This is a genomic window from Pseudomonas sp. CCI3.1 (assembly GCF_034313985.1).
GTDB lineage: Bacteria > Pseudomonadota > Gammaproteobacteria > Pseudomonadales > Pseudomonadaceae > Aquipseudomonas > Aquipseudomonas psychrophila.
Map to the genome: position 1 here is coordinate 399,381 of NZ_JAVIWO010000001.1, position 17,589 is coordinate 416,969.

Consider the following 17,589-nt stretch of genomic DNA (forward strand, 5'->3'; position numbering starts at 1 on the left):
ATGGGTTCAGGGAATGTGTATTCGGGGGTGTAGGGGTTATTGCACGGCGCTGGTGTCGAAGAGTTCGGCGATCATCGGGCGATTTCTACGGATACCCAGGCAGCACAGGTGGTAGTCGATATACAGCGGGTGATCCACAAAGGTGATGGGGACTGTCCCCGGTGTTTCTGCATACTCGACCGCCGAGACAAAGCCGATGCCGATACCCCGGGCGATGGCATGCACAATGGCTTCTCGACTATTGAGTTGCATCACGCAGTTGAGTGCCACGCCCTGGCGCTTGCAGCTTTCTTCCACCAGTTGCCGGGTACGTGAGCTCTGTTCGCGCATAACCCAGCGTTCTGCGCTTATTTCCTTGAAGTGAACTTCGCTCTGGCGGGCCCAAGGATGGTCATCCCGGACCACGGCAATAATTGGATAGCGCCGATACAACTGTGTATGAAAACGTTCATCGAACTCGGACAACGCGAGGATCGCAACATCGATGTCGAAGTTGAACAGCCTCGCCAGGGTTTCCCGCTCAGTAGAGAACGAGGTTTCCAGCTCAATATCCGGATGGCGCTGCATCAAGGCATACGTCATGTTCATTGCAATGGGCGGCGAGACTGCTCCCAGACGCAACATCCCTGTTTTTCGCTGCTTGAAGCTTTGCAACAGTTGCACCGCTTCATCTTCCTGGCCGAACAGGCCCTGAGTGATGACATAAAGCTGATGCCCTGCCGAACTCATTTCGATAAAACGCCCGCGACGATGGAATAGCTCCACGGAAAACTTTTTTTCAAGGGCGCTGACTTGTTCGCTGACGGTAGGCTGTCCAACGCACAGGTAGTGGGCCGCCAGGGTGAAACTGCCGGTTTTGGCGACCGCGTGAAAGGAGCGCAACCACTTGTGGTACTGGTACATAAACGGTTCCTGTTGCCGGGCTGTCTGTTCAATTCAAGCAGTGCAATGCCATGCTCACCGTCTAATAAACAATGCGACGGCTGCACTGCACAGGCAGGCGCTGGTCACCACGACGAAGATCAGCGAAGTATTGCCTGTGCTGTCGAGCATGCTGCCAATCAGGGGCTCTGCCAGACCGGCAAACAGATAGGACGAAAAGTTCATTACGCCGGTGGCTGTACCTGCACGTTTGGCACCTACCAGATCGGGGCACAGGGCCCAAAAGCTCGAGGCCGGGCCATATACGAAGAAACCACAGAGGAACAACGCCACCAGGCCGATTGCGCTATGGGGCGGCAGGACCCACATCCACAGGCTGGTCGCCGCTCCCAATACCATGTAAAGCATGATCGCCAGGTAGCGCTTGGAGCCAAAGAGCTTGTCCGAGACCCAACCATTGCTCAGCGCTCCAATGGCCATGCCCACGGGCAAGGCGACGGTAATCCACTTTGGATCAACCATGCTGTCGCCGCTTTTCCAGTCAGCGCCCAGGAAGTGCACGGGTACCCAAACGATCAGGCCATAGCGAGCAGCGTTCTGGAAACCCAAGGACACGGCAGCAATGATCAGGCGCAAGTTTTTGAGCACCGCTTTGTAGCGTTGCACCGAGGTTTCGACCTCCCCCTGAGCCACTTCATGGTTTTTATCATCGGCATTGGCTACGCCAGTGTCAGTCAGGGGTTCAAAGCCCAGATCTTGCGGGCGCTCCCGGGCAACCAGATAAAAGATGATGCCGCCTGCCAGCATCAGTAAAACGGGCAAGCGGAAGATCCAGCGCCATTCCAGTTGCAGCACTTCGAGCACAACGATTGAGGTGACATACGAAAGCACCGACGCGCAACCGGCAGCGAACACATAAAAACCGTAGACCTTGCCGCGCTCGCCTGCGCTCCACCAGTTAGAGATAAGGCGGCTGCCCGGCGCCCAGCCCAGCGCCTGGAAGTAACCGTTGATTCCCCAGGGCAAGATCAGGCTGGCAAAGCCACTGGCGAAACTGGTGACCCAATTGGCGGCGCAGGACAACACGGCGCCCAGCGTCATGATGCGTCGGCCACCGAACTTATCCGCAAGGTTGCCGTTGATGGCCTGACCAATTGCGTAAGCCCACAGCATGGCAGCCGAGATCCAGCCGAGGGTCTCCTTGGTCAACCCGAACTCCGCCTGGATGCCGGGAATGGCGAAGCCGAAGGTCTGTCGGCCAGTGTAGAAAAACAGATAACAGAACATGGCGGCCAGCAGCATGCGCCACTGGGCCACGCGAAACGATGGGCTGGGGACGGCGAGATCAGACAGGGTTTGGGCACGATTCATGATCTTTTCCTTATTATTGTTCGTCCCCTTGGGCCAAGGTCCAAGGGTGGCACTCTGTAGGTGAGCAGCAGGAAATAACCGAAGGGCAACTAGGCTGCGCGTGAGCCGATAAAGTTTTTGCCCCGTGCGCCTTGCATGGCGATCCTGACCATTTCTTGCGCCTCGCCAGCGTTCACCCCGTAATCGGTGAACTCGGTTTTCACGCCCAGGTTGTGCAGGAATTCACGTAGCTGGCGCTGGGCATGCTGCATGTCAGTACCAAAAATCCGCTGCAGGGTGCGGTCCCGTACTTCGTCGTGCCCCCACGCCAATCCCAACACCAGTGGCAGGGTGAACGAGCAGGCAATGCCGTGAGGCAACCCGTGGCGAAGGGTCATTTCATAAGAAATGGAGTGGGCCAACGCGGTCTTGGTGTTGGAAAACGCAAGGCCTGCCTTGAGCGCCGCAAGGGCCATGCGCGTACGCAGTTGCGGGTTGGACAGGTCGTTGCGCAATAGCGGCAGGCATTCGAGGATGTCTTCAATGGCGGCGACCGCAAAGGTGTCTGAAACTGCGTTGCCGTTGATATTCCAGATCGACTCCAGCGCATGGGACAGCGCATCCAGCCCTGTCGACACCGTGACCGATGCCGGGACCGTGAGCATGAGTTGCGGGTCGACGATGGCAACCTTGGGCCAGGTGCATTCCAGGTGCAGGGAATATTTTTTCTGGCTGAGTGAATCCCAGATGGTTGCCCAGGGCGTCACCTCACTGCCGGTGCCTGCGGTGGTAGGCGCTGCGACCAGGATTTTGCTACGGGCCGGTGCAAAGGGTTGGCCGGTAGACAGCAGTGCCAGCAACTCATCGAACGTCCCTGATTCGGTGCCCACGATCAAGGCCTTGGCCGTGTCGATCGCACTGCCACCACCCACGGCTACCACCACCTGACAGTCACCGGCTTCGCGCCAGAACCGTTCGTATGTGCCGCGCAGTTGCGCCACGTCCGGATTGGGTTGTACATCCTCGATCACATACACCAGGCGATCGCCCAGCAGATCCTCAATGCGCTGCACCAGGCCCAGCCCCCGCGCCTCGGGAAACGTCACCAGGGCCACGGTCTGATGTTCAGTGATATCGGCCAGTTCCAGCAGGCTGCCCCAGCCAAAGCGTGTCTCTACCGGGTTGTAGAATCGGGATGTCATGGTCGGTCCTTTTTGTTGTTGTCGCAGGTGGCCCCATACTCGGGGGCACGCGACAACAGCTCAAATCGATAAATCGCAGGTTTGAATCGGTTGTGCCGATACGGGCCAGTCTTCAGTGGCTTGAACCGCTCTGGATGGCGTTACGCAGTCGGCTCGATACGGTGTCGGCGAGCACCACCATGACGGTAATGACGATGATGCAGGCGGCGGTTTCCTGGTATTTGAAGAGTTTGAGGCTGCTTACCAACTCAAACCCCAACCCACCGGCGCCAACCATGCCAAGCACAGTGGCCGAGCGCAGGTTGACTTCGAAGCGGTAGAGCACCACTGCGATCCACGCCGTGATGACCTGCGGCAGCACCCCGAACACGATCACTTGCAGCGGACGGGCGCCGGTAGCCTGCAGTGCTTCGATAGGGCCCTGGTCGATTTCCTCGATGCTTTCGGCAAAGAACTTGCCGAGCATGCCCATGCCATGCAGCGCCAGAGCCAACACCCCGGGGAAAGGCCCAAGGCCGACGGCCGAGACGAATATCAGGGCCAGAATCAACTCATTGATGCTGCGGGTAATGTTCAGGAACTGGCGTGTTCCATGGAATACAAAGCGGTTTCGGCTCAGGTTACGGGCCGCCAGAAATGACAGCGGGACAGCCATGAATACACCGAGCAGCGTGCCCCAGATCGCAATCTGCAGAGTCTCAACCGCAGGGGCGAGCAAGCGGGGCAGAATAGTCAGGTCAGGGGGCACGGTGCGGGCCAGAAAGTCACCGATTTGCGGCAGTCCCTGGGCCAGTTCACTGATGCTGAGCTGTGCCCCCTGAGCGCTCCAGTGCAGGGTCATGATCACCGCCAGGGCAATTGCCCCGGTGCTCAGCCAGCTGCGTGTGCCACGGGGCAGGTCCACGGTCCAGTGGTAGTTCTGCGGTTTCATGTTCAACCCCTCAGTTCAGCGCAGTGGCGCATGGCAGGTGAGGGTGCAGCGCAGGTTGCGGCCTGACCCGGGTAGATGCGCTGCAAGTCGGCTTCGCACAAGCCTTCGGCGCTGCCGTCATACACCAGGCTGCCGTGGGCCAGACCGACAATGCGATCGCCGAACTCACGGGCGTAATCCACCTGATGCAGGTTACACAGCACGGTGATGCCCAGCTCGCGGCTGGCATCACGCAGGTATTGCAGCACCAGCCGTGCCGTCTTGGGATCGAGGCTGGCCACCGGTTCGTCGGCCAGGATCACTTTGGGTCGTTGCGCCAATGCCCGGGCGATGCCTACCCGTTGCATCTGCCCGCCGGACAGCGAATCCGTTCGCTGATGAGCCTTGTGGTCCAGTTCGACCCGGGCCAGGCACTGCATGGCCAGCTCGATATCTTCACGGCGGAACAGTTGCAATACCGAGGCAAGGGTCGAGACAGAGCCCAGGCACCCCGTCAGCACGTTTTTCAATACGCTAAGGCGCGGCACCACATTATGGTGTTGAAAAATCATCGCCACTTGCTGGCGCAGGAATCGCGGGTCGGCACAGCCCAGTGCGTCGATGCCCGCTACGCTAAGGGCTCCGGAATCAGCCTGGGCCAGACGATTGATGCAGCGCAGCAAAGTGGACTTGCCCGCGCCGGACTGGCCCAGTATCACGACGAATTCGCCGGCACCCACTTGCAGGTCGATACCCCGTAGCACCGGGTTGTCGCCGAACTGCTTGGTCAATTGACGGATGCTGATCATTTCATGCTCCGCAAATCAAGATCGAGCACCTTTGCCGTGTCGCGAACCACGTCGTATGCCGCATCCGTGGTGGGTTGAAAGCCATCCAGCACACCCTGGTCGCCCCAAGGAACATCCTTGATCGAGGCCAGGGCCTCGGCCACTTTGAGCTTGAGTGCGGGGTCCAGATTTTTGCGCCAGACCATGGGCGATTCAGGAATCGGCCGCGAGCTCCAGACCACCTGGAAGTCGTCCTGTTTAATCAATTGCTTGGACACGGCGCTGCTGAAAATACGATCGGCCACTGCCGCAGCGTCAACCTTGTTGTTTTCTACCGCGAGGAGGCTGGCGTCATGGGACCCGGAGAAAATTACCCGGGAGAATAAAGAATCGGGATCAAAGCCCGCCTGTTCCAGTCCAGCTTTGGGGAACAGATGCCCCGAGGCCGAGCTTGGATCGACAAAGGCAAAGGTGTGCCCCTTGAGGTCTGCCAGATCGCGAATGCCGCTGTCCTTTCGCGCCACAATCACGCTGCGGTAGGCGCTTTGACCGGTCTTTTTGGTGACAGCGACCGCGAAAGCCTCCACATCGGCAACGGATGTCGCCAGCACATAGGAAAAAGGCCCGAGGTAGGCCACATCGAGCTTGCCTGAGCGCAGCGCTTCGATGATGCCGTTGTAGTCGGTCGCGACATAGGGCACGACTGGCATTCCCAGCGTGTTCTCAAGACGGCTCAATACCTGTTTGCTGGCTTCGATCATGGCCTGTGAGTCCTCGGAAGGAATAAGGCCGATGGTCAATTTATCGTTCGCGCAGGCCTGACCTATTGCGCCGATAGCGATAAGTGAAAGGCTGGCGACACGCAAAAATCGAGAGAGGGGTTTCATGGCATTCCAAAAGGTTGGATGGAGTTGCCTCAGGCTAGGAGTGTCACGTGACAGTCATGTGATCAATTCAATATGGGTTTAAGCAGTTAACTATTGATGGAGCCTATGGATGTCGACCTCCAGGATGCGTGCTTTTCTGGCAGTAGCCCGCCATGCCAGCTTCAGTGCTGGCGCCAGGGCGTTGGGGCTTAGCCAGCCGACGCTCACGACCCAGGTACAAGGTCTTGAGCGCGAGAATAATGTTGAGCTTTTTCACCGCCGTGGACGGCGCATCGAACTGTCCGATGTCGGGCGTCAATTGCTGCCAATCGCCCAAGCCATGGCCGCACTCGACCTTGAAGCTCATAACTTGTTGCGCGATTCAGGACGGCTCGACAGCGGCCAGTTGAAGCTGGGGGCGGTAGGGCCATTTCACGTGATCGAGATGGTGGACAGCTACCATCAGCTCTATCCGCGCATCGACGTTTCGATCCGCGTGGGCAACTCGGCCCAGGTCCTGGCCGACCTTGAAAACTACACCACTGACATCGCCGTGCTCGCGGGCCTGCACAATGATCCGGCCCTTTGTGCCGTGCATTACGCGCGACACGCGATCGTGCTGTTTGCTCACCATAAACACCCGCTGGCACAGCATGTGTCGGTGCCACTCCAGGCACTTGAAGGTCAGCCCATGTTGCAGCGTGAGCGCGGTTCAACTACACGTTCGGTCATGGAACAGGCGTTGAGCGAGGCCGGAGTTGAGCCGCGCATCGCCATGGAAATAGGCAGCCGGGAGGCCTTGCGCGAAGCCGTGGTGCGCGGCATTGGGCTTGGCGTGGTCTCTGAAGCCGAATTCATCCCTGACCCGCGCATTCGCATGATTCGTATCGAGGGGGAACCACTCTTTACTGAAACCTACCTGTATTGCCTGGCCGAACGTCGAGCCAGTCGGCTGATTTCATCGTTTTTCGACAGCGCTCAGCGCAGTGGGAGAACGGGCAAATAGAGGAGGGTAGGCCCTGATTGCGGCCCTGGGTTAGGATCATCGAAAGTACCCGTGTACCACCTCGATGACAGGACGCGACCCTTATGCAAACTCCCTTTTCTCAAATTAGCGCGCGGTTGCACAATCGCCGATTTTCCGTGGCGGGTAATACCCACGGGCTTTCGGGTGCAGGCACGGTATTTCATTATCTGGTTGAGGAAAGTGCCATATCGGGCACTTATGAGGGCGGACGGATCCGTACGGGCCATCAAGTCGGGCGTGTGACAGGTCCTGACAGCATTGAGCTTCTTTTCCAGTGCCTGACCACCGAGGGTGAGCTTCTTTCTGGTTGGTCACGCGGCACGGTAGGTGTAGATCCGGCAGGGCGTACTACGCTGGATTTTGTATGGGGCTGGCTGTCGGGCTCGACTGGCGGTGGTGAGTCGAGCTACGTGGAGCTTGGCGTGCAGTCGTCTGACTGATCGGTTTGGCCAATGAGCGGGTGAAACATCCACCACTAAAGGCAGACGTCCTGCCTCAGGAGCAAAACAATGAACAAGCAGGTCACAATCGTTCTGGTACATGGCTTTTGGGGCGGGGCCGCTCACTGGAGCAAGGTCATTCTTGAGCTGACGCGCAAAGGCTTCGACAATCTCAAGGCGGTTGAGCTTCCTTTGACATCGCTGGCCGATGATGTCGAGCGTACCCGCAAGATGATCGCGCAGGTGGATGGCCCGGTTTTATTGGTAGGGCATTCATATGGCGGTGCGGTGATCACTGAAGCCGGTAACCAGCCCAATGTGGTTGGCCTCGTATTTATCGCGGCCTTTGCCCCTGATGTTGGCGAGAGCCCCGGCAGCATCACCCACGAACACCCGCCCTTAGCGGTGGCCAATCTTGTTCCAGACAGCGACGGATACCTGTGGATCAAAATTGATAAATATCACGAGAGCTTCTGTGAAGATCTGCCAGCGGATGATGCACGGGTGATGGCTGTGATTCAGAAAGCACCGCTTGCCAGCACCTTTGGGGATACCGTGACAACGCCCGCCTGGAAACATAAGCCCTCCTGGTACCAGATATCGAGCAAGGACCGAATGATCAGCCCGCAAAATCAGGAACGCATGGCGGCCAGGCTGGGTGCCAGACACGTCATCACCCTGGACGCGAGCCATGCCTCGCTGGCCTCCCGATCAACAGAAGTCGCGCAACTCATCGCCCAAGCGGCAGCCCAGGCGCTGGCTCAACAAGAGTCTGCTTCTTAGGTTCCTGCGCCTGGAGGTATTCACCTCCGGGCCCCAGGGACTGTTGCCTGTTCCCCCCCCCAAAAAAATCGGGTGAAGATCTCCCGCCGCAATGGCATCGCTTGTTGTCAGGCGGCCTTTGTGCGCGCGTGCAAGCGCGCAGCAGACGCCTGGAACAACGACCTGAATTGATCGTTCAGGGCTCCTCAAGCAACAAAATTATTTGTGTTTATGAAAAATTTATATTGATTTTTTTTAGGGTGATGCGGCTTTAGCATAAATCCACCTTGAAAAAGCCGTTGAACAGCTCACGTGCTGTTCAACTTCATAAACCAATAAAAACTGCAGTCGGAGTCTTGATGAGCCTTTCTCCTTTCCACCTCGCAATCCCTGTTTATGACCTGGCCGCTACACGTACCTTTTACGGTGAAGTGTTCGGACTTTCCGAGGGGCGGTCCAGCACCCAATGGGTTGACTTTGACTTCTATGGTCACCAGTTGGTGATCCATGAACATCCCAAGACTGCCTCTCAAGAAAGCGTCCACAGCAACCCGGTGGACGGTCACAACGTACCGGTGCCGCACTTCGGCATCATTCTTGAGTGGGCCCAGTGGGAAGCCCTGGCCGAGCGACTGAAATCTTTCGGGACCGCGTTTGTGATTGAACCCTACATCCGGTTCAAGGGGCAGGTCGGTGAGCAAGCCACCATGTTCCTGTTTGACCCGTGTGGTAATGCACTCGAGTTCAAAGCGTTCAAGGATATGAGTCAGCTCTTCGCAAAATAATAAAAAACCTGGCGCAAACACAGTTGCGCCAGGAAATCTCAAGTGAGCAGGAAGCTCATGAATCTAGCTACTGCCTTTGCAGTCCTTTCCTACAAATAAAAGGCTAGACATGAAACGTATCCCATTAGTTTGGCAAATTATTGCCGGGCTGTTGCTCGGCGTGCTCGTAGGTTGGTACTTCAATACCCATCCACAGAATCAGGTATGGGTAAGTACCGAGGTCCTTAAACCCCTAGGTGACATCTTTATCAAAATGATGAAGATGGTGGTTGTCCCCATTGTTTTTTGCTGCATGATCCTTGGCATCGCCGGGGGCGGTGATAACAAATCCTTCGGCCGTATGGGCGCTAAGTCCCTGGTTTACTTTTTTGCGATCACCAGCCTGGCCATTGTCATGGGTCTGCTCTTTGCCAATCTTTTCGAGCCTGGTAAAGGCACTGAAATAGCAGGCATTGCGCACAATGGCACTTCGACGGTCACCATGGAGCCTTCAAAAGGTGCGCTGATCATTCTGCAAAACATCGTGCCCGATAACGTTATCGTTGCAATGTCGGAAGCGAAGTTGCTGTCGGTGCTGTTTTTTGCCGTGTTGCTCGGGATGGCGTTAAACACCTTACCCACAACCAAGAGTGCACCGGTCATTGCGGTTATTCAGGGTTTGTCTGACGCAATGTTCAAGGTCGTTTCGTTTGTCATGGCGTATGCGCCGATTGGCGTGTTCGGGATGATCGGGGCGACGGTTGCGACCTTTGGCTTTGCCTCTTTGTTGCCGTTACTCAAGTTGATTGGGGTGGTCTACCTCGCACTGATTACCTTTGCCCTGGTGTTCCTGGGAGGCATTTGTTATCTGATCGGCGAAAACGTGTTCACGCTGATCAAGTACTTCAGGAATGAGCTGATCCTGGCTTTTTCCAGTGCCGCCTCGGCTGCCGTGATGCCACAGTTGATCAGCAAGCTGGAAGCCTATGGCGTTCCACGGCGCATAGTCAGTTTCGTGGTGCCGGTGGGTTACGCCTTTAACCTGGATGGAGCGTCTATTTTCCTCGGTGTGGCGACGATCTTTATCGCCCAGCTATATGGCATTGATCTATCGCTGACTCAGCAAATACTGCTGGTCGTGACGATGGTGTTGACGTCAAAGGGTGCGGCTGGAGTGCCTGGGTTTGCGATCATTATTCTATCGGCCACCCTGGCATCGGCCGGGCTACCGTTGGAAGGGGTCGCATTGATCGCCGGCATTTTCAGGATTATCGACAGCGGAACAACGACGCTAAACGTGCTCGGTAATGCCATTGCTCCCCTGGTTATCGCCAAGTGGGAGAGGGCTCCACTCGAACGCCAGGCTGGCGTGAGGGTTGGGCAAAGCGCTTAATCTGCGATGTAAAAGAGCCTTCCACGTTGAGTGCGTCGAAGGCTCTTTTTCTGTCGCTTGAGAGCAGGGCTGAGACCTGACCCGCTTGAACGCAAACTCGAACTTTTAAAGTTGACGGACAAGGGGTGTGAACCGGCAAAAAATAATCAGCTTTAAATAATGGGTCGACCGCGTAAAATCAGTTCCCTGTACGAGGGCAGGAGCCTGCCTGCTGAGAACGCATCGGCGCCCGGGGCGTCTGCTGAATACCTGCAGGTAACTCATGATGACAGGCCGTACGGGTGAGCCAAGCTGCTCAATCCGCAATCGATTGCGTGTATTACTTCCACCCAGTCTTACCCGTGTAGATAACATTCGTCCGAGGTGCCAACGTGTCCAGACTTTCCCATCAGCAACTGCGGGTCGAATTTCGCAAGTTACTCGCTTCTGAATCCTGCTATCACACCGCCTCCGTGTTCGATCCCATGTCTGCCAGAATTGCCGCAGACCTGGGCTTTGAAGCCGGTATCCTGGGCGGCTCGGTGGCTTCGCTGCAAGTATTGGCAGCACCTGATTTTGCCCTGATCACATTGAGTGAGTTTACCGAGCAGGCGACCCGGATCGGGCGTGTGGCTCAATTACCGATCATTGCCGATGCCGACCATGGCTACGGTAACGCACTGAATGTGATGCGCACTGTAGCGGAGCTGGAGCGTTCGGGCGTGGCGGCACTGACCATCGAAGATACGCTCTTGCCTGCGCAGTTCGGCCGCAAATCGACCGACCTGATCTCAATTGAAGAGGGCAGTGGCAAGATCAAGGCGGCCATTGAGTCTCGCGTAGACCCTGAACTGGTCATCATTGCCCGAACCAATGCCGGGACGTTATCCGTCGAGCATGTGAGAACCCGTATTAAGGCTTACACCGAGGCCGGGGCAGATGGCATTTGCCTGGTCGGCGTAAAGGATTTTGCGCACCTTGAGCAGATTGCTGAAGGCGTGGAGCTTCCGTTGATGCTGGTGACTTACGGAAACCCCGAGTTGTCCGACAGCCAGCGTTTGGCTTCGCTGGGCGTGCGGATTGTTGTTGCCGGGCATGCGGCATATTTTGCCTCGATCAAGGCCACTTACGACTGCTTGCGCGAGCAGCGCAATGTCACCTGCAGCACCTCTGACTTGAGCGCTACAGAGTTGACCCACACTTACACGCGACCAGAGCGTTACCAGGTGTGGGCCAAAGAGTTCATGAACGTAGACGAGTAATTAAATAGAGTGATCATGTTCAGCGACTGATTACCGTGCAGGCATCAGGTCTTTTTCAGGACCTGCTCGGTAATCAGCTGGACAAGTGACTTTACAGGCTCGGTGAGGCTGCGGCGCGCGCGATGCACGAGCCCGATATCACGATGAAATGTCCGTTGCTTAAGGTCTATGGCCCGAACTTCAGCCGGCCATCCCTGATGGGTTGCCGTTTCTGGGACCAGCGCTACGCCCACCCCATTGGCTACCAGCTTGATGATCGCATCCAGTTCATCGAGTTCGCATACTTCTCGTAAAGACACATGGGTTTGACGCAAGAACCGGTCAACCTGCCGACCGCCAAAAGACGATCGGTCGTAGCGTATGAATGGCTGGGTCGAGACCAGTTCAGACCAGTCATCTCCGGGCATGTCAGCCGGTACGATGAGCCGATAGGGTTCGCGGGCCAGGGTTGTCCATCGCAAGTCACTTTGAAGTGAGAAAGGCGGGCGGATGATCGCGGCCATGTCGATCTCGCCAGCATCCACCTGATTGACCAGCTCCATTGAAAGGCCCGGAATCACTCGAGTCCTGCACTCCAGGAATTGTTGGTGAAACTGAGCCAGCGCTTCGGGTAAAAACGAGCGTTGCACAGAGGCAATGGCTCCAATCGTCACCAGAATGCTTGCAGGCAGCCCCACAGTTGTAGTGCCAAGATTTTTGAACTGGCGCACCAGCTCCTGCCCTTGCAACAGCACCTGGTGCCCCATGCGGTTAAGTTGGGCCGAGCGACCTTTTCGGTCAAACAGCTCGACACCGAGTTCGGCCTCAAGACGTTGCATTTGCGCACTGACAGCGGCCTGTGTGAGCCCTATCTTGCTGCCAGCAGCCGCAAAGGTGCCTTCCCTCGCCACGGCGATGAGTGTTTTCAATTCTTTAATCATGATCAAATAATAGTTATGTCTACGGGTTAAATACATTCATTTTTGTTGTTAGTTGTCGCGGGTGACGCGGAGGCCAAATCACTGGTTTCAGGACGGATACGCCGAATCTGGGCACGTTGCCCGTTGCAGGCTCGAGGTGAGTCTTTGCACTGTTTTAAAAGCATGCGACCCGCAATGCTTTTTTGATAGCATGCGCCGCATTATGAAGAAACCAGTCCAAGACATGCGCCAGCACATCATCGATGTCGCCCGATCGCTTATGACCCACAAGGGTTACACGGCGGTTGGCTTGACCGAGTTGCTTGGCGCCGCCGGCGTGCCCAAAGGCTCGTTTTATCACTACTTCCGCTCCAAGGATGAATTTGGTCAGGCACTGCTGGAAGAATACTTTCAGGAGTACCTTTCGCGAGTTGATGTGCAGATGGCCAAAGAGGGAAGCGGAGCAGAGCGATTACTGAGTTACTTGCGGTATTGGGCCGAGACACAAGCGTTTGATCACACTGATCAGAAGTGTCTGGTGGTCAAACTGGGGGCAGAAGTATGCGATCTCTCCGAGAACATGCGTGCCGTTCTTGAAAAAGGGACAGCGCTGATCATCGAGCGGATCACCCGGTGCGTTGAACAAGGCAAATCCGATGGTTCCATCACCGCGCCCACTCACGCCTCCATTCTGGCAGAAGCGCTTTACCAGATGTGGTTGGGCGCCTCTTTGCTGGTCAAGGTCAACAGAACCCACGAACCGTTCGATGTGGCGTATGAGATGAGCCGTCGGTTGCTGGCCTGAGCCCGCACATGTCTGGCTTAAGCAGTCAGTGAAAAGAAACCCCGGCCTTAAGGCTTACGATTGGGCAAGGGAAGGGGCGAGTATCGCCACGGCGGTTGCGCCGATGCCCTCCAGGTCTTCGCGACTGACCGCATCATGGGCCTGCAACGACATGCCTTCGAGCAACGTATTCAACGCACACGCGAGTATGCGGGTATTGGTCTGCTGTTTGAGCTGACCGTCCTCAACCGCGCGATCCAGACGTTGCTGCAGGTAGTCACGACCTTCCTGGCGCAGCGCTTTGAGTGCTGCCGAAACCTCTGCGGCATCCTCTGACACGTTGACCGCCGCGAGCACCACCATGCAGCCACAAGGCGCCTGGGGTTCGGTCAGGATGGCGGCGGATGTCCGGAAAAAATCGCTGATACCACGAGCTAGGTCCGGCTCACTGCCCATTTTTTCCCAGGTAGCATCCCAGAAGGTCGTTTCGTAGTAGGCGACGGCTTCGAGAAACAACGTGGCTTTATTGCCAAACGCCGCATACAGGCTGGGTGGATTGATACCCATCGCTGAGCACAACTCTGTCACCGAAGCAGGCTCATACCCACGCTTCCAGAACACCGTCAGGGCCCGAAGCAGCGCCTGGTCACGGTCGAACGTGCGAGGGCGCCCTTTACTGCGGGGGGCAGGCGATGAGGCGGAGTGGGTCATGGGGAGCTTGACTACCTTAAGACGTATCGCCAGACAGTCGCGTCTGGAGAAGATATTGAAGGCCAGATGATACACAAAATGTCTCTCGCCCGTTGTTCGACGCCAGTCCTGGGGGCCGATGGTGCTCTCGCCAGGCGACCACAAGATCAAAACTGGCTCAGTTTCAAGCACCTCAAATTACCATCAGGCATCTGATAAACCGCTTGTCAGTGGTATGGATGATCTTTCAAACAATCACTAGACGACCGGTCTAGTTTTGGTTAGTGTAGCCACACTATGAAAAAACGTCATTGCGACACGCGGCAACACATCCTGGATGTCGCCAGGACCTTGATGACTCACAGAGGCTATACCCGCGTGGGGCTGGCTGAAGTGGTGGCTGCTGCGCAGGTACCCAAGGGTTCGTTCTATCACTACTTCAAATCCAAGGATGAATTTGGTCAGGCATTGCTCGACCAGTATTTTTCGGACTACTTGAAGGTGGTTGGCACCTTGTTGGAGGGCCCCTTGCCTGCGGCAGAACGATTGATGGCGTATCTGCGCTATTGGGCGCAAACCCAATGCTCCGATTCAGCGACGGACAAGTGCCTGGTCGTTAAGTTGGGGGCAGAGGTGTGTGACTTGTCCGAGGGCATGCGCCGGGTGCTTGATACAGGCACTCAAGCCGTGATCGGCCTGCTCGAACGCTGCATCGAGCAGGGGCGCGCTGATGGATCGATTACCAGCAGCCTCTGCGACGCGACGCTCGCGCAATCGCTCTATCAGCTCTGGCTTGGCGCCTCATTGATGATGAAGATCAGCAAGCGCAGCCAGGCATTTGAAGATTCCCTGACCATGGCAAAGCGACTTTTGTTGTAGTCATTTTTTTATCAGCTTTATAGACGACTGGTCTATTAATAGAGGTTAACCATGACAGATAACAGTAACCGCACCGACTTGTTCACCCCTGTCACCATGGGGGGCATTGAGCTGGCTAATCGCATCGTGATGGCCCCTGTGACTCGCAGTCGCTATGGCGAAGACGGCATCCCTAACGAAATGCACGCCGAGTATTACGCACAGCGTGCCACTGCCGGCTTGATCGTTGCCGAGGCCACCAATATCTCGCCTCAAGGCCGCGGTTATGCCGCTACACCCGGGATCTGGAACGAAGAGCAGGTTGCAGGCTGGAAGAAAGTGACCGATGCCGTGCACGCTGCGGGCGGCAAAATCGTCAGCCAGCTCTGGCATGTGGGTCGCTTCTCCAGTGTCGAGTTGCAGCCAGGCGGTGTTGCGCCGGTGGCGCCTTCTGCGATCCAGGCTGAAGGTCAAACCTATACGGCGAAGGGTTTTGTTCCAGTGTCGATGCCCCGAGCACTCGAAACCGCTGAAATCCCGGGGATCATCGAGCAATACAAGCATGCAGCTGAAAATGCCAAGCGCGCCGGTTTTGATGGTGTGGAAGTTCACTCTGCCAATAGCTACCTGCTGGATCAATTCCTGCGTGACTCGACCAATCACCGTACCGACCACTACGGCGGCTCGATCGAGAACCGTGCGCGCTTGACCCTGGAAGTGACAGACGCAATCGTCAAAATATGGGGCAATGACCGCGTCGGTATCCGCTTGTCGCCAGTGACGCCCGACGCCGGCAACACACCGCCAGACAGCAATGTTATGGCACTGCACGGTTACCTGATCCAGCAGTTGAACGCCTTCAATCTCGCGTACCTGCATTTCGTTGAAGGGGCTACTGCAACCTCCCGTGAAGTGCCAGAAGGCGTGGATATGGACGCCCTGAGCGCACAGTTCAATGGCTTCTTTATCGGCAACAACAACTACGACCTGGAAATGGCAATCGAGCGGCGCGCCCAAGGCAAGATCGATGCAGTGGCGTTTGGTCGTCTGTTCATTTCCAACCCTGATCTGGTTGAACGTTTGCGTCGTGGTGCAGAGCTGACCATTGCACCGCGAGAGTCCTATTACGGCGGAGGCGCAAAGGGTTACACCGACTGGCCGGTCGGCAACTACTGATCACGGCAATAGCAACGCGATATCCCAAATCACTGCCCGGCACGTTCGGGCAGTGTCGATCGAGAGAACTCACATGAACTACCTGCAAAACAAGACTGCAATTATCACCGGCGCATCGTCAGGCCTGGGTGCTGCATCAGCCCGCGCTCTGTCCGCAAAAGGCGTTCGAATAGTCGCAGCCGCTCTGGATCAGCAAGGCCTGGACGCAATTGTCAGTGAATTGAAGGCGAGCGGTGGTGAAGCAGTGGGCCTTGTCAGCGATGTGACCCAGCCAGACGACATGAAGGCGTTGGCTCAATTCGCCCACGACACTTTCGGGTCGATCGACATTTTGATCAATAATGCTGGGCTGATGCTGTTTTCCAACTGGGTGGACCTGGCCGTTGATGACTGGGAAAAGATGGTCAACGTGAACATCAAGGGCTACTTGAATGGAATCGCCTCGGTACTGCCGTTCATGCTGAAACAGAAGTCCGGCCAGATCCTGAATATGGATTCGGTCGCCGGTCACCAGGTCGGCCCCGCAGCCGGCATCTACAGCGCTACCAAGTTCTTTGTACAGGCAATGACTGAATCCATGCGCAAGGAGCTGGGTGTGCATCATGGCATTCGTGTCAACACCATCAGCCCGGGTGTTATCAATACCGGTTGGGCAGAAAAAGTGACCGATCCTGCAGGACGCAAGGCTGCCCATGAGCTGAATAAAATCGCCATCTCTCCTGATGATATTGGACGAGCTGTCGTCTACGCCTTGAACCAGCCAGAGAATGTGACGGTGAATGATCTGATCATTTCGCCGACCCGTCAGGATTGGTAAGCAGCCGCTGATCGCACTTAACGCCCAGGCACTGAGGCATGCAGCATGCCTGGGCACAGGTCACTTTCAGTTACACCGCTTACTCAGGCCTGCGCGGGTGGTGATTTACGTGGCGTCCTTGGGATCCACACTCAATGCTTCGCCGATGGCATAGAAGTGGCCGCCTGCAATGTAGTGCAGGCTGCGAAGGTCCGGGGAGGCGGTTTCAAAGTGCCAGTGCCCATCCCTGAAGACCCGGGTGTCTGCCCAGGCGCCAACGACCTCGCCGATAAACAAGTCATAAGTCGTCTGGTTGTGAGGTTCGTGCAGCAGTTTGCAGGCGAGCCACGCCGAACAGCCCGCAACGAAGGGCAGATCATGGCCGGGCAGACTGAACAACTCGACACCGCATTGCGCCAGTTTGTCCGCAGTGTCGAACAGGCTCATGCTGCCAACGTCGCTGGTCAGTTTGAGCTGGCCCACGGTTGGAACCTGAATCACGAAAACGCCACTGTGCTCTACCAATCCCCGCGTCCGGGTAATCTTGTCCAGCACCACAGTCACTTTTGGCGGTGAAAAATCCAGCGCGCAGGCCCATGCGGCGGCCATCACATCTGTTACCCCCTCGTGCTGAGCAGATACCAGGACAGTCGGGCCGTGATTGATCAGCCTGTAGGCTTTTTCAAGGGGTACAGCGGCAATGTGGTCGTCCATCGTTACTCCAGATAAAAAGGCCCCGAATCCATGAATGGACCGGGGCC

Annotated in this window: 19 protein-coding genes; 10 read left to right on the top strand and 9 right to left on the bottom strand. The window is 56.5% G+C overall.

The features are described from left to right. Nucleotides 1–36: 36 nt before the first annotated feature. From RGV06_RS01615 to RGV06_RS01640, 6 genes are all read right to left on the bottom strand, one after another. A complete protein-coding gene (locus RGV06_RS01615) occupies nt 37–903 on the bottom strand; it encodes a LysR substrate-binding domain-containing protein (RefSeq protein WP_019827108.1) in 867 nt (288 codons plus the stop codon). 54 nt (nt 904–957) lie between these two features. Next, on the bottom strand, nt 958–2,253 hold the full coding sequence (locus tag RGV06_RS01620; RefSeq protein ID WP_019827107.1) for an MFS transporter: 1,296 nt from the start codon (nt 2,251–2,253) through the stop codon (nt 958–960). 89 nt (nt 2,254–2,342) lie between these two features. Continuing rightward, entirely contained in the window at nt 2,343–3,434 is a 1,092-nt protein-coding gene (gene psrA, locus RGV06_RS01625) for an iron-containing alcohol dehydrogenase PsrA (RefSeq protein ID WP_322149175.1), read from the bottom strand. 112 nt (nt 3,435–3,546) lie between these two features. After that, nucleotides 3,547–4,365 carry a phosphonate ABC transporter, permease protein PhnE gene (gene phnE, locus RGV06_RS01630; RefSeq protein ID WP_046810759.1) on the bottom strand — a complete coding sequence of 273 codons (819 nt, stop codon included), beginning with the start codon at nt 4,363–4,365 and terminating at the stop codon, nt 3,547–3,549. 2 nt (nt 4,366–4,367) lie between these two features. Continuing rightward, nucleotides 4,368–5,153 (bottom strand): phosphonate ABC transporter ATP-binding protein, encoded by a 786-nt coding sequence (phnC, locus tag RGV06_RS01635; RefSeq protein ID WP_046810758.1) that lies wholly within the window; start codon nt 5,151–5,153, stop codon nt 4,368–4,370. Next, complete coding sequence (locus RGV06_RS01640; protein ID WP_082113499.1) at nt 5,150–6,019, bottom strand: phosphate/phosphite/phosphonate ABC transporter substrate-binding protein; 870 nt, start codon at nt 6,017–6,019, stop codon at nt 5,150–5,152. The genes phnC and RGV06_RS01640 overlap by 4 nt, the downstream gene beginning before the upstream one ends. A gap of 109 nt (nt 6,020–6,128) precedes the next feature. Between RGV06_RS01640 and RGV06_RS01645 the strand changes: the two genes are divergently transcribed. The 6 genes from RGV06_RS01645 (at nt 6,129) to RGV06_RS01670 (ending at nt 11,625) form a co-directional block, all read left to right on the top strand. Continuing rightward, nucleotides 6,129–7,004 carry a LysR substrate-binding domain-containing protein gene (locus RGV06_RS01645; RefSeq protein WP_322149176.1) on the top strand — a complete coding sequence of 292 codons (876 nt, stop codon included), beginning with the start codon at nt 6,129–6,131 and terminating at the stop codon, nt 7,002–7,004. Between the two features lie 83 nt (nt 7,005–7,087). After that, nucleotides 7,088–7,465: a hypothetical protein gene (locus tag RGV06_RS01650; RefSeq protein WP_322149177.1), complete on the top strand. Its 378-nt coding sequence runs from the start codon at nt 7,088–7,090 to the stop codon at nt 7,463–7,465. Nucleotides 7,466–7,534: 69 nt separating this feature from the next. After that, on the top strand, nt 7,535–8,248 hold the full coding sequence (locus RGV06_RS01655; RefSeq protein ID WP_046810755.1) for an alpha/beta hydrolase: 714 nt from the start codon (nt 7,535–7,537) through the stop codon (nt 8,246–8,248). A gap of 338 nt (nt 8,249–8,586) precedes the next feature. Continuing rightward, nucleotides 8,587–9,012, top strand: coding sequence for a VOC family protein (locus tag RGV06_RS01660; RefSeq protein ID WP_019827099.1), 426 nt, complete (start codon nt 8,587–8,589; stop codon nt 9,010–9,012). A gap of 109 nt (nt 9,013–9,121) precedes the next feature. Then, nucleotides 9,122–10,384: a cation:dicarboxylate symporter family transporter gene (locus RGV06_RS01665; protein WP_019827098.1), complete on the top strand. Its 1,263-nt coding sequence runs from the start codon at nt 9,122–9,124 to the stop codon at nt 10,382–10,384. Between the two features lie 371 nt (nt 10,385–10,755). After that, the gene (locus tag RGV06_RS01670; RefSeq protein WP_019827097.1) at nt 10,756–11,625 is read left to right on the top strand and encodes an isocitrate lyase/PEP mutase family protein; all 870 of its coding nucleotides are present in this window, start codon (nt 10,756–10,758) and stop codon (nt 11,623–11,625) included. 44 nt (nt 11,626–11,669) lie between these two features. On the opposite strand, the gene RGV06_RS01675 is transcribed toward RGV06_RS01670, so the two are convergent. Then, entirely contained in the window at nt 11,670–12,545 is an 876-nt protein-coding gene (locus RGV06_RS01675; RefSeq protein ID WP_019827096.1) for a LysR family transcriptional regulator, read from the bottom strand. A gap of 202 nt (nt 12,546–12,747) precedes the next feature. Here RGV06_RS01675 and RGV06_RS01680 point away from each other — a divergent pair, with 202 nt between their 5' ends. Beyond that, a complete protein-coding gene (locus RGV06_RS01680) occupies nt 12,748–13,329 on the top strand; it encodes a TetR/AcrR family transcriptional regulator (RefSeq protein ID WP_322149178.1) in 582 nt (193 codons plus the stop codon). A 54-nt stretch (nt 13,330–13,383) separates the two neighbouring features. On the opposite strand, the gene RGV06_RS01685 is transcribed toward RGV06_RS01680, so the two are convergent. Next, nucleotides 13,384–14,019, bottom strand: coding sequence for a TetR/AcrR family transcriptional regulator (locus tag RGV06_RS01685; protein ID WP_322149179.1), 636 nt, complete (start codon nt 14,017–14,019; stop codon nt 13,384–13,386). A 276-nt stretch (nt 14,020–14,295) separates the two neighbouring features. Between RGV06_RS01685 and RGV06_RS01690 the strand changes: the two genes are divergently transcribed. From RGV06_RS01690 to RGV06_RS01700, 3 genes are all read left to right on the top strand, one after another. Next, complete coding sequence (locus RGV06_RS01690) at nt 14,296–14,877, top strand: TetR/AcrR family transcriptional regulator (RefSeq protein ID WP_322149180.1); 582 nt, start codon at nt 14,296–14,298, stop codon at nt 14,875–14,877. 51 nt (nt 14,878–14,928) lie between these two features. Further along, nucleotides 14,929–16,032, top strand: coding sequence for an alkene reductase (locus RGV06_RS01695; RefSeq protein WP_322149181.1), 1,104 nt, complete (start codon nt 14,929–14,931; stop codon nt 16,030–16,032). 73 nt (nt 16,033–16,105) lie between these two features. Beyond that, nucleotides 16,106–16,849 carry an SDR family oxidoreductase gene (locus RGV06_RS01700; protein WP_019827091.1) on the top strand — a complete coding sequence of 248 codons (744 nt, stop codon included), beginning with the start codon at nt 16,106–16,108 and terminating at the stop codon, nt 16,847–16,849. A gap of 105 nt (nt 16,850–16,954) precedes the next feature. Here the strand turns inward: RGV06_RS01700 and RGV06_RS01705 are convergent, their stop codons facing one another. Continuing rightward, on the bottom strand, nt 16,955–17,542 hold the full coding sequence (locus RGV06_RS01705) for a flavin reductase family protein (RefSeq protein WP_019827090.1): 588 nt from the start codon (nt 17,540–17,542) through the stop codon (nt 16,955–16,957). Nucleotides 17,543–17,589: the final 47 nt, after the last annotated feature.